The sequence below is a fragment of the Streptomyces sp. NPDC090741 genome (genome assembly GCF_044769045.1).
Taxonomy (GTDB): Bacteria; Actinomycetota; Actinomycetes; order Streptomycetales; family Streptomycetaceae; genus Streptomyces.
On record NZ_JBIVXF010000013.1, the window covers coordinates 170,582 to 181,846 of the forward strand.

Consider the following 11,265-nt stretch of genomic DNA (forward strand, 5'->3'; position numbering starts at 1 on the left):
GGCGTATCCGGACCAGCGGATACGCCCCTCACTCATTTGGGTGAGAACGCCGGTGGCCCGTGTCCATCGATGCGGCGGGTCGACAGAATCGTTGCGGCCGAGGGGAGGGCCGGAACGATGATCACGTGTGGGGAGATGCCTCAGGTGCGTCGGGTGTGCGTCCTCGCATGGGGCGGCGCCGCGGTGTCCTGGGAGCTGTCCACCCCCGGGCGGCTGGGCGCCAGCCTGGCCAGCTGCGCGGCGTTCCTGTTACTGGCCACCGGATGTGCCCTGCACATCCGGCGCGCGCTCATGGCGGAGCTGCGGCGCATGCAGGAGATCGCGGGCGCGGCGCAGCGGGCCCTGCTGCGGCCGCTGCCGGGGCGGATCGAGGGCCTGACACTGGCGGCGGCGCAGCTGTCGGCGAGCCGGGGTGCCGCGGTGGGCGGCGACCTGTACGAGGCCGTGCCGACGGCGTACGGGGTGCGGGCGGTGATCGGGGACGTACGGGGGCACGGGCTGCCGGCGCTGGGCGCGGCGGCGGCGGTGCTCGGTGCCTTCCGGGAGGCGGCGTACGACGAACCCGCGCTGGGCGGGGTGCTGGTGCGGATGGAGCGGGCCCTGGCCCGGCACGTGCGGGGCGCGGAGGGGGCGCCGGAGGAGTTCGTGACGGTGCTGCTGCTCCAGATCGCGGAGGACGGCTCCGTGCTGGCCCTGAACTGCGGCCACCCATGGCCGTACCTCCTGCGCGAGCCGCAGTCGCTGGCACCCTGCGGGGCTGGTTGGCCGGCCTCGCAGGCGTTTGAGGCGCGGATCCGGGCGGAGCCCGGGAAACGGAGAAAGGGCGGGGTGGGGGAAGGCTCCGCGCAGCGGGGCGCGGAAGTGCGGATCCTCGACGGGGGTGAGACGTATCCGCCGCTCGGGGTCGTGCCCGTGCAGCCGGATCTGCAGCCGCAGGACTGCGGACAACTGTGGCCCGGCGACGTGTTGTTCCTGCACACCGACGGAGCCGAGGACGCACGGGACCCCGAGGGGCGCTTCTTCCCCCTGCGCAGCGTGCTCGCGGAGCAGCCCGCGGATACGCCCGCGCGGCTGGTCGCGGGCGTGCACGCCGCTCTGCTGCGCCACACCGGCGGACAACTCACCGACGACGTCGCCCTGCTGGTGCTGCGCAGCGACCGCGGCGACCGCGGCTGCTGACAGGGGGACCGCACACCGGGCCCGGTGGGAGGGCCCGGCGCGCGTTCCACGACCCCTGCCGGGGCCCGGCGACCAACCGGGCGCCGGCGGAGCCGGAGCGCGCCGCCCGCCTGCCATGGAGTGTCGGGCAGACAGCAAGGCGGGCGGCGCGGTGCGGGTCGTCGCACTGTACGAGGGGGAGCCGACGACCCGAGCTGCCTCTTTGGCGAGGCTCTTAAGTGAACCGCCCCCAGGGCTCCTTGCGGCAGAGTGCGTATCGCATTTATGCGCGTTCTTGGTTCACACCCCGTGTGAATCGAGGGGAAGCACACCCCGTGTGAATCAAAAGGAAGTACACCCCGTGTGAACCGCGCACCCTCTAGCCTGAGACCGAAGAGCCCTTGGAGGGGCCCATGCAGCCCAATGCCCTTCTCGACGCCCTCCTCGCCGAGGCGGGCATGTCCCATGCCGGACTCGCGGCGCACGTCAACCAGGCGGGCCGGTCCCGCGGACTCGCCCTGCGCTACGAACACACCGCCGTCACCCGGTGGTTGAAGGGTCAGCGGCCGCGCGGCCAGGTGCCCGACCTGATCTGCGAGGTGCTCGGCGGCCGGCTCCGGCGCCCGGTGTCGCTGGACGACGTCGGGCTCGGCGTGCCGGGCCAGCCCGTCTCCCCGAACGGCTCCCCGCTCAGCGGCTTCGTCGACCGGGCCGCGGCCCTGTGGCGCTCCGACGAGCAGGGCCGCGTCCAGCTGCTCACCGCCGAGGCCGTCACCGGGACGCCGGCGGTGATCCCGGTCTGGGAGTGGGAGAACCCGCCCGAGGACGCCGACGTCTCCCGCGACGGGCCGAACCGGATCGGCCCGGAGCACATCGAGATCCTTCGGGCCGCCCGCGCGCACTACGAGCTGATGTACCGCCGGGCCGGTGGGGTGGCCACCCGGGCCCGGATCATCCGCTTCCTCGGCAGCGAGACCGCGCCGATGCTGCGCGGCAGCTACCCCGACGGTCTCGGCCGTCAGCTGCACCGGGCCACCGGGTCCCTCGTGGCGGTGGCCGGGATCTGCGCGTACGACTCGGACGCCCACGGACTCGCCCAGCGCTACTTCCACCAGGCGCTGCGGCTCGCCAAGGCCAGCGGGGACCGGGGGCTCGGCGCCTACGTCATCGCGCTGATCGTCAACCAGTCCCTGCACCTGCGGGAGCACCGCCAGGCCGTCGCCTTCGCCGAGGCCGCGCTGCGCGCCGCGGGCCGGCACACCACCCCGGCCCTGGCCGCCGACCTGTACGCCATGCAGGCCAAGGCGTACGCCCAACTCGGGGACACGGCCGCCGCGTTGGCCTGCATCCGGAATGCCGAGGCGGCCGCCGAGCGGATCCGGCCCGGCACGGAGCCGGACGAGACGGGGTACGTACAGCCCGGGCTGGTCAACGTACAGGTGGCCGAGGCGCTGCTCAGCCTCGGTGACCTGCACGCCGCCCACGAGCAGGCGACGGCGGCGGTCGGGACGCCGGCGCACGACCGCGGGCGGGTCCACCGGCTGGCGATGCTGTGCGAGATCCAGCTGCGCCAGGGCGAGGCGGACCGGGCGGTGGCGGCCGCCGCCGAGATGGCCGAGAGGGCCAAGGGCATGGAGTCGCTGCGACTGCGGGACCGGCTGCGGGCGGTCCGCGAACAGCTGCTGACCAGCGGATGTTCCGGCGCGGAAGAGACCGCGCAGTTGATCGACGGGGCGCTGCGCGTTCCCCTGTGAGGCCGCGAACTGCTGCCATGTTGCCACCTACTCGAACGGAAGGTGGCACAACCGTGCAGTGGACGAACCTGAGTGAGCAGACCGTGTACAAGAACCGCTGGTTCGACGTGAATCTCGCCGATGTGGAACTTCCCGACGGCCGGCACCTGGACCACTTCGTGATCCGGCTGCGGCCGGTCGCCGTCGCCACGGCCGTCAACGAGGCCAACGAGGTGCTGCTGCTGTGGCGGCACCGGTTCATCACCGACAGCTGGGGCTGGGAACTGCCCGCGGGCGTGGTGGAGGACGGCGAGGACATCGCGGCGGCCGCGGCAAGGGAGATGGAGGAGGAGTCGGGCTGGCGGCCCGGGCCCCTCCACCACCTGATGACCGTCGAGCCGGCCAACGGGCTGACCGACGCCCGCCACCACCTCTACTGGGCGGACGGGGCGACGTACATCGGACACCCCGAGGACGACTTCGAGTCATCGCGCCGCGAGTGGGTGCCGCTCAAACTCGTGCCGGACATGATCGCGCGGGGCGAGATCCCGGCCGCCAACATGGCGGCCGGGCTGCTGCTCCTGCACCATCTGCGGCTCGGCTGACCCCGCCGGCCGCAGGTCCCGGTCCTGCGGGATCAGCCGTACGGGTAGAAGCCCGAGCCGGTCTTGCGGCCGAGGCGGCCGGCGTCGACCATCCGCTGGAGCAGCGGGGGAGCGGCGTACAGCGGCTCCTTGTACTCCGCGTACATCGAGTCGGCGATCGAGGCGATCGTGTCGAGGCCGATCAGGTCGGAGAGCTTGAGCGGACCCATCGGGTGGGCGCAGCCCAGCTCCATGCCGTTGTCGATGTCCTCGCGGCTCGCGATGCCGGACTCGAACATCCGGATGGCCGACAGCAGGTAGGGGACCAGGAGCGCGTTGACGACGAAGCCCGACCGGTCCTGGGCGCGGATCGCGTGCTTGCCCAGGACCTTGCCCACCAGGGCCTCGGCCCGCTTGACGGTCTCCTCGCTCGTGGTCAGCGCCGGGATGAGCTCGACGAGCTGCTGCACCGGGGCCGGGTTGAAGAAGTGGATGCCGATGACCTGGTCGGGCCGCGAGGTCGTGACGGCCAGCTTGACCAGCGGGATCGAGGAGGTGTTGGAGGCGAGGATCGCGTCCGGGCGGGTGATCACCTGGTCGAGGACCTGGAAGATCTCCGTCTTGACCTGCTCGTTCTCGACGACGGCCTCGATGACGAGGTCGCGGTCGGCGAACTCGCCGAGATCGGTGGTGAAGGTGAGGCGGGCCAGGGTGGCGTCCCGCTCCTCCTCGCTGATCTTGCCGCGTTCGGCGGCCTTGGTCAGGGAGTTGTGCAGCCGGGTGCGCCCGATCTCCAGGGCCTCGCCGGTGGTCTCGGCGACCTTCACCTCGAGGCCGCTGCGGGCGCACACCTCGGCGATACCCGCGCCCATCTGGCCACAGCCCACTACGCCGACTCGGGTGATGTCGGAAGGGAGGTCAGTCACTTCGTGCCTTTCGCTGCTCATCCGTCGGCGGGTCCCCCGTGCTGCCCAGTGTCACTGCGCTCCGGCGCCCGCCACGCCCCACGACGTTACCCCCGACCTTGACCTTGACGGGGGGCCGGGGCGGGCATGCTGTCAGATGCAGGGCACTGTCACGCAACGGAACGGAGTCGTCACATGGCGTACATCGGGCGTCGGGGGCTGCTGGCGGGGGCCGCCGGGCTGCTGGCCGCGACGGGCGGGGCAGGAGGGGCGGCCCCTGCGCGGGCGGCGCGGGGGCGCGGTCCGCGCGGGAAGGCGGCCGCCGAGTTCCGCGCGATGTGGATCGCCTCTGTGGAGAACGTCGACTGGCCCTCCGAGAGCGGGCTGGACGCCGGGGACCAGCGGGACGAGCTGGTCAGCCTCCTCGACACCGCCGTCGCCCGCCGCCTCAACGCCGTGGTCCTCCAGGTCCGGCCCGCCGCCGACGCCATGTGGCCCGGGGCCCGGGAACCCTGGTCGCAGTGGCTGACCGGGGTGCAGGGCGAGGACCCCGGCTGGGACCCGCTCGGCACGGCGGTCGCCGAAGCCCATGCCCGGGGGCTGGAACTGCACGCCTGGTTCAACCCGTACCGGGTGGCCAACCACACCGACCCCGACCGCCTGGCCGAGGACCATCCGGCCCGGCGCAACCCCGACTGGACGGTCGCGTACAACAAGAAGCTGTACTACAACCCGGGGCTGCCCGAGGTGCGCGCCTTCGTGCAGGAGGCCATGCTCGACGCCGTCTCCCGGTACGAGGTGGACGGGGTGCACTGGGACGACTACTTCTACCCGTACCCCGTCGAGGGGGAGGAGTTCGACGACGACGACGCGTACGCGCGCCACGGCGACGGCTTCGCCTCCCGCGCCGACTGGCGGCGCGGCAACACCGACGCGCTGGTGCACGAGATGTCCGAGCGGGTGCGGGCGATCCGCCCGGCGGCGCGCTTCGGCATCAGCCCCTTCGGGGTCTGGCGCAACAGCGACCGGGACCCGCTGGGTTCGCCGACGCAGGCCGGCGTCGAAACGTACGACGACCTGTACGCGGACACCCGCAAGTGGGTCCGGGAGGGCTGGATCGACTACATCGTGCCGCAGGTGTACTGGCAGATCGGCCACCCGACCGCCGACTACGCGAAGATCGTCCCCTGGTGGGCGAAGACCGTCGCCGGCACCGCAGTGGCGCTCTACGTGGGCGAGGCCCTGTACCGCTGCGACCGCAACAGCACCACCGCGGCGTGGCGCGATCCGAACGAGCTGTCCAAGCACCTGACGTTCGCCCGCGATTACCCCGAGGTCCGCGGCCACGTCTACTTCTCGGCGAAGCAGGTGGTCGCGGACCCCAATGGTGCGATGGCCAGGGTCGTTGCCGACCATTATCCGACGGCCGTGCCGCCGAGGTGACGCGTTGGCCGTGTCGGCCGCGTCGAGTGGGTGCAGTCACTGCGTGGGCTCCGTCGGGTGCTTCACGACGCAGTCGGGGCCCGGAGACATGACTGCCTCGTGACCGTCCGAGAAACGGACCCGGTAGGGAGGGGTGCCGTTCTCGCCGAGTACCTGAGTGATTTCACCGACCTTGTCGTGCTGGCCCACGATCCTGCCGTGCTGCACCAGCTGGTCGCCCTCGGTCGCGCGCATTTCTGACCTCCTCGGAGGCGGTCTGAATCCGGTGACAGCAGTTTACGGCGGTTTGTACTGATTAGGCCCGCTGGGTCGCGGCGATGCAGACCAGGACCGCGCAGGCGGCGGCCGGGGCGGCGGGGGAGAGGTGCTCGCCGAGCAGCGCCACCGACCAGACCAGGGTCAGCAGCGGCTGGGCGAGCTGGAGCTGGCTGGCCCGCGGCGCGCCGATCTCCGCCATCCCGCGGTACCAGACGTACAGGCCGAGGAAGGTGGAGCCGGCCGCGGCCCAGACGAGGCCGGCCAGCCCGTGGCCCGTCAGGTGCACCGGCTCGTACGCGAGCCCCAGCGCGGAGCCGGCCAGGCTGAGCGGCAGGCACAGCACCAGAGCCCAGCCGATGACCTGCCAGCCGGGCAGGACGCGGGCCAGGCGCCCGCCCTCGGTGTACCCGGCCGCGCAGACCAGCAGGGCCCCGAAGAGGTAGCCGTCGCCCGCCGAGAGCGCGCCGCCGCTCTGCGCCAGGGTGAAGCCGAGCACGACGGCGGCTCCGGCGACGGCCGCGCCCCAGAACCGGCGCGAGGGGCGGGCGCCGGTGCGCAGCGCGGACACGGCGGCCGTGGTGAGCGGGAGCAGGCCGACCACGACGGCGGCGTGCGAGGTGGTGGAGGTGGTCAGCGCCAGGGTGGTGAGCAGCGGGAAGCCGACGACGACACCGGCGGCGACGACGGCGAGGCCCGCCCAGTGCGCGCGGGCGGGCAGCGGCACCCGCCCGGCCAGCAGGAAGCCCCCCGCGATGAGGGCGGCCAGGAGGCTGCGCACGGCGACGAAGGACCAGGGGCCGAAGCTCTCCAGGCCCCAGGCGGTGGCGGGGAAGGTCAGCGAGAAGGCGACGACGCCGAGTCCGGCGAGGGCGGTGCCGCCGGTGGCCCGGCCGCCGAGACCGCCGCGGCCGCGGAGTCCGCCGGGTCCGCCGCGGAGGCCGGACCGGCGCGCAGGGTGCTCGACCGCTATCGCGGTGTGGAGAGTAGCGCTATTCTTTGCTGTCATGTACGAGCGTAGCAGCGTGGCGGAGCTGGCAGAATCCCTGCGGTCGGAGCTCGACCGCTACTCGGTGGGTGGAAAGCTCCCGTCGAGCCGGGCCCTGGTGGAGCGCTACCGGGTCAGCCCCGTCACCGTCTCCCGCGCCCTCGCGCAGCTGGCCGCCGAGGGGCTGGTCGTCACCCGCCCCGGCGCCGGGGTGTTCCGGGCCCGGCCGCGCACGGCGGAGCCCGCGCCCGGGGACACCTCCTGGCAGGAGGTCGCCCTGAGCGCGGAGGGCGCGGGTGACGTGGTCCCGCGTTCGGTGGACGCCTCCGGCGTGCTGGCCTGTCTGGCCGCGCCGCCGTCCGGGGTGATCGGGCTCAACAGCGGCTACCTGCACCCCTCCATCCAGCCCGAGCGGGCCATGGCCGCCGCGCTGGCCCGGGCCGGTCGGCGCCCCGGGGCCTGGGAACGGCCGCCCATGGAGGGGCTGCCCGAACTGCGCGACTGGTTCGCCCGGGAGATCGGCGGGGCGGCCGGGGCCGTCGGCGCCGCCGATGTGCTGGTCACCGCGGGCGGGCAGAGCGCGCTCACCACCGCCCTGCGGGCGCTGGCCCCGCCCGGGGCGCCGGTCCTTGTGGAGTCCCCGACCTACCCCGGGCTGCTGGCCATCGCCCGCGCCTCCGGCTGCCGGCCGGTGCCCATCCCGGTGGATGCCGAGGGGGTCCGGCCGGAGCTGCTGGCCGCCGCCTTCGAAGCGACCGGCGCGCGGGTGTTCGTATGCCAGCCGCTGTTCCAGAACCCGACCGGTGCGGTGCTGGCTCCCGGGCGGCGGGCCGAGGTGCTGCGGATCGCGCGGGCCGCCGGGGCCTTCGTGGTGGAGGACGACTACGCCAGGGCCCTCGGCCACGACGACGCCGGTCCGCTGCCGCCGACGCTGGCCGCCGAGGACCACGACGGGGTGGTCGTCCACGTCCGGTCCCTGACCAAGGCCACCTCGCCCAGCCTGCGGGTGGGCGCGCTCGCCGCCCGGGGCCCGGTGCTGGACCGGCTGCGGGCCATCCAGATCGTGGACTCCTTCTTCGTGTCCCGGCCGCTCCAGGAGGCCGCACTGGAGCTGGTCGGCGCCCCCGCCTGGCCCCGCCACCTGCGGGCCGTCGCCACCGAACTGCGCCACCGGCGAGACCTGCTCGCGGGCGCGCTGCGCCGGGAGCTGCCCGGGCTGACCCTGCCCCATCTGCCCTCGGGCGGCTACCAGTTGTGGGCCCGGATGGCCGAGGGCGACGACGACGCCGCCTTCGCGGCGGCGGCCCTGCGCGCCGGGGTCGCGGTCGCCGCGGGCCGTCCGTACTTCTGCGCGGAACCGCCGGGTCCGTACGTACGGCTCAGCTTCGCCGGGGTCTCGGGCGCGGCGGAGCTGAACGAGGGCGTCCGCCGGCTGCGCTCGCTCCGGGCCCCGGACACCCCCTAAATCGGTGGAGCCGCGCCCTCCACCGCCCTACCCTGCGGCCATGGACGGCATCAAGATCACCACCCTGGCCGAGCGCCCCGAACTGGCCGAGCGGCTCTGGGACATGAAGGACACCTGGCCGCAATTCGCCCAGCACGATCCGCTCGCATGGCTCCTCTACCCGCGCATGACCAAGGAGCTGGCCGACTACGTCCTGATCGCCACCGACGGCGATGCGGTGGTCGCCCGCGGGTTCAGCGTGCCCTTCGCACAGCACGCGCCCGGCCGGGACGGGGTGCTGCCCGCGCGGGGCTGGGACCAGGTCCTCATGTGGGCCTTCTCCGACCTGCGGCGCGGGGTCGCCCCCGACACGGTGAGCGCCATCGAGATCACCGTCGCCACCGACCGGCTCGGCGAGGGCCTGTCCGGGCGGATGCTGTCCGCGATGCGGGAGAACGCCCGCGCCCGCGGCTTCGCCGAGGTGGTGGCCCCGGTCCGGCCCAGCGGGAAGCCGGCCGAGCCGGACACCCCGATCGAGGAGTACGCGTACCGCACGCGCGAGGACGGCCTCCCGTACGACCCGTGGCTGCGGGTCCACGTCCGCGCGGGGGCGGTGATCGACTCGGTGGCCCCGCTGTCGATGACGATCACCGGCTCGCTCGCGCAGTGGCGGGAGTGGACCGGGCTGCCGTTCGACACGACGGGCCCGGTGCGGGTGCCGGGAGCGCTGGCCCCGGTCCGCTGCGAGGCCGAACAGGGCTACGCGGCGTACGTGGAGCCGAACGTCTGGGTCCGGCACGTGCTGGACACCCCCTGAGGGAGTCCGTCAGGGGGTGACGATCGCGAAGTCGGGGTCGGGCTCGGTGAGGTGGCCGGTCAGCTCGGCGAGCCGGGCCGGATCGCCGGAGACCTCGGCCCGGCCCCGGTCGAGCAGGTCGGCGAGCGAGGTCCGGCCGAGCAGGAGGGCGCGCAGCGCAGGCTCGTCCAGGGCGATCTCGACGTCCGGCTCGCCGGCGGCCGGGCCGAGGCCCCGGACGTGGGTGAGCACGCCGTTCTTCAGGCGCAGGGTGCTGGGCTCGCGGCCGTCGGTGAGCCGCCAGCGGACGGTGACGTCCGCGTCCCAGCTGCGCGGGCCGTCGACGCGGATCGCCAGGGAGTCGAAGAGCTGGTCGAGCGTCAGGGTGTTGATCAGGTCCTCGGAGGCGGTGGTGGCGGACGTGCCGACCGGGCCGTGGCGCAGTTCGTGGGCGCCGGTGAGGTAGGAGTTGCGCCAGGTGCCGTTCTCGCTGCCGTAGCCGAGCTGCTCCAGGGCGTCCGCCTGCAGGGCGCGGGCCTCGGCGTCGTCGGGGTCGGCGAACAGGACGTGGCCGACGACCTCGGCGACCCAGCGGAAATCGCCCTGCGCGTAGGACTGGCGGGCGCGGCGCAGCACCTCGCCGGCGCCGCCCATGAACTCGACGTACCGGGTGGCGGCCTCGGTGGGCGGGTGGGCCCACAGGTGGGCCGGGTTGCCGTCGAACCAGCCCATGTACCGCTGGTAGACGGCCTTGGCGTTGTGGCTGACGGAGCCGTAGTAGCCGTGGGTGTGCCAGGCGCGCTCCAGTGCGGGCGGCAGCTGCATCCGCTCGGCGATCTCCAGGCCGGTGAGCCCCTGGTTGATCATGCGCAGCGTCTGGTCGTGCAGGTAGGCGTACAGGTCGCGCTGCTCGGAGAGGAAGGCGAGGGCGTCCTCGCGGCCCCAGACCGGCCAGTGGTGCGAGGCGAACACCACGTCGGTGGCGGCGCCGAAGAGCTGGACGGTCTCGGTCAGGTACCGGGCCCAGTCGTGCGGGTCGCGGACCTGGGCGCCGCGCAGCGTGAGCAGGTTGTGCAGGGTATGGGTGGCGTTCTCGGCGGTGCACAGGGCGGCGTGGCCGGGGAAGTGGATGTTGAGTTCGGCCGGGGCCTCGGTGCCCGGGGTCATCTGGAACACCATGCGGATGCCGTCGACGGTCTCGCTCTGCCCGGTACGGGTGATGGTGAGGGTCGGCGGGACGAGGGTGACCGTGCCCGTCGACGTCGTGGGGCCCAGCCCCGAGCCGATCTGCCCGCGGGGGCCCTTGGGCAGGGCGGCCCCGTACATGTACGTGGCGCGGCGGCTCATGGCGGTGCCGGCGTAGACGTTCTCGCTGACGGCGTGCTCCAGGAACCCCTCCGGGGCGAGCACCGGCACCCCGGCCGCGACCTCCTGGACGCTGATCACGCCCTTGACGCCGCCGAAGTGGTCGGCGTGGCTGTGCGTATAGAGGACGCCGGTGACGGGGCGCTCGCCGCGGTGGCGGCGGTAGAGCGCAAGTGCGGCGGCGGCGGTCTCCGTGGAGATCAGCGGGTCGATGACGAGGATGCCGCGCTCGCCCTCGACGACGGTCATGTTGGAGAGGTCGAAGCCGCGCACCTGGTAGATCCCGGGGACCACCTCGAACAGTCCGTGCCCGGTGACGAGCCTGCTCTGGCGCCACAGGCTCGGGTGGGCGGTGGGCGGGCAGTCCGCGTCGAGGAACCCGTAGGCGTCCAGGTCCCACACCACGCGGCCGTCCACGTCCCAGATGCCGCTCTCCCCGACCGTGCCGACGAATCCGCGGCGCTCGTTCTCCAGGTCGCGGGTGTCGTCGAACGCGGAGTCCCGCAGCGCGGCGCCGTTGGCCTCCGCGACGACGGGTTCGGCATCTCCGGGAGAGTCCTTCATACGCGGTCCTCGGTGCTGGTCGGGTGCTGG

The 11,265-nt window shown here is 73.6% G+C and carries 10 protein-coding genes; 6 read left to right on the plus strand and 4 right to left on the minus strand.

What is annotated here, in order from left to right; translation table 11 throughout:
- Window positions 1-153 precede the first annotated feature (153 nt).
- From ACIQU4_RS30685 to ACIQU4_RS30695, 3 genes are all read left to right on the plus strand, one after another.
- A complete protein-coding gene (locus tag ACIQU4_RS30685) occupies window positions 154-1,179 on the plus strand; it encodes a PP2C family protein-serine/threonine phosphatase (protein WP_403737495.1) in 1,026 nt (341 codons plus the stop codon).
- Between the two features lie 392 nt (window positions 1,180-1,571).
- Window positions 1,572-2,912 carry a transcriptional regulator gene (locus ACIQU4_RS30690; protein WP_403737497.1) on the plus strand — a complete coding sequence of 447 codons (1,341 nt, stop codon included), beginning with the start codon at window positions 1,572-1,574 and terminating at the stop codon, window positions 2,910-2,912.
- A gap of 53 nt (window positions 2,913-2,965) precedes the next feature.
- Window positions 2,966-3,496, plus strand: a complete 531-nt coding sequence (locus tag ACIQU4_RS30695) for an NUDIX hydrolase (protein WP_030157262.1) — start codon at window positions 2,966-2,968, stop codon at window positions 3,494-3,496.
- A 32-nt stretch (window positions 3,497-3,528) separates the two neighbouring features.
- Here ACIQU4_RS30695 and ACIQU4_RS30700 read toward each other — a convergent pair whose 3' ends face one another.
- On the minus strand, window positions 3,529-4,422 hold the full coding sequence (locus ACIQU4_RS30700; protein ID WP_385584621.1) for a 3-hydroxybutyryl-CoA dehydrogenase: 894 nt from the start codon (window positions 4,420-4,422) through the stop codon (window positions 3,529-3,531).
- A 153-nt stretch (window positions 4,423-4,575) separates the two neighbouring features.
- Here ACIQU4_RS30700 and ACIQU4_RS30705 point away from each other — a divergent pair, with 153 nt between their 5' ends.
- Window positions 4,576-5,823: a glycoside hydrolase family 10 protein gene (locus ACIQU4_RS30705; RefSeq protein WP_403737500.1), complete on the plus strand. Its 1,248-nt coding sequence runs from the start codon at window positions 4,576-4,578 to the stop codon at window positions 5,821-5,823.
- Between the two features lie 36 nt (window positions 5,824-5,859).
- Here the strand turns inward: ACIQU4_RS30705 and ACIQU4_RS30710 are convergent, their stop codons facing one another.
- Both ACIQU4_RS30710 and ACIQU4_RS30715 read right to left on the minus strand, forming a co-directional pair.
- Window positions 5,860-6,057, minus strand: a complete 198-nt coding sequence (locus ACIQU4_RS30710; RefSeq protein ID WP_403737503.1) for a DUF1918 domain-containing protein — start codon at window positions 6,055-6,057, stop codon at window positions 5,860-5,862.
- A 61-nt stretch (window positions 6,058-6,118) separates the two neighbouring features.
- Window positions 6,119-7,087 (minus strand): DMT family transporter, encoded by a 969-nt coding sequence (locus tag ACIQU4_RS30715; protein ID WP_403737506.1) that lies wholly within the window; start codon window positions 7,085-7,087, stop codon window positions 6,119-6,121.
- Between ACIQU4_RS30715 and ACIQU4_RS30720 the strand changes: the two genes are divergently transcribed.
- Both ACIQU4_RS30720 and ACIQU4_RS30725 read left to right on the plus strand, forming a co-directional pair.
- Window positions 7,086-8,531, plus strand: a complete 1,446-nt coding sequence (locus ACIQU4_RS30720) for a PLP-dependent aminotransferase family protein (RefSeq protein ID WP_403737509.1) — start codon at window positions 7,086-7,088, stop codon at window positions 8,529-8,531. The genes ACIQU4_RS30715 and ACIQU4_RS30720 overlap by 2 nt on opposite strands.
- Before the next feature lie 40 nt (window positions 8,532-8,571).
- Entirely contained in the window at window positions 8,572-9,327 is a 756-nt protein-coding gene (locus tag ACIQU4_RS30725) for an N-acetyltransferase (protein WP_403737511.1), read from the plus strand.
- 9 nt (window positions 9,328-9,336) lie between these two features.
- Here the strand turns inward: ACIQU4_RS30725 and ACIQU4_RS30730 are convergent, their stop codons facing one another.
- Entirely contained in the window at window positions 9,337-11,235 is a 1,899-nt protein-coding gene (locus tag ACIQU4_RS30730; RefSeq protein ID WP_403737514.1) for an alkyl/aryl-sulfatase, read from the minus strand.
- Window positions 11,236-11,265 lie beyond the last annotated feature (30 nt).

Excerpts from the sequence above, each read along its gene's own strand:
- ACIQU4_RS30720 (WP_403737509.1), top strand. The coding sequence starts at position 7,086 with ATGTACGAGCGTAGCAGCGTGGCGGAGCTGGCAGAATCCCTGCGGTCG.
- ACIQU4_RS30715 (WP_403737506.1), bottom strand. The coding sequence starts at position 7,087 with ATGACAGCAAAGAATAGCGCTACTCTCCACACCGCGATAGCGGTCGAG.
- ACIQU4_RS30710 (WP_403737503.1), bottom strand. The coding sequence starts at position 6,057 with ATGCGCGCGACCGAGGGCGACCAGCTGGTGCAGCACGGCAGGATCGTG.
- ACIQU4_RS30705 (WP_403737500.1), top strand. The coding sequence starts at position 4,576 with ATGGCGTACATCGGGCGTCGGGGGCTGCTGGCGGGGGCCGCCGGGCTG.
- ACIQU4_RS30700 (WP_385584621.1), bottom strand. The coding sequence starts at position 4,422 with ATGAGCAGCGAAAGGCACGAAGTGACTGACCTCCCTTCCGACATCACC.
- ACIQU4_RS30730 (WP_403737514.1), bottom strand. The coding sequence starts at position 11,235 with ATGAAGGACTCTCCCGGAGATGCCGAACCCGTCGTCGCGGAGGCCAAC.
- ACIQU4_RS30725 (WP_403737511.1), top strand. The coding sequence starts at position 8,572 with ATGGACGGCATCAAGATCACCACCCTGGCCGAGCGCCCCGAACTGGCC.
- ACIQU4_RS30690 (WP_403737497.1), top strand. The coding sequence starts at position 1,572 with ATGCAGCCCAATGCCCTTCTCGACGCCCTCCTCGCCGAGGCGGGCATG.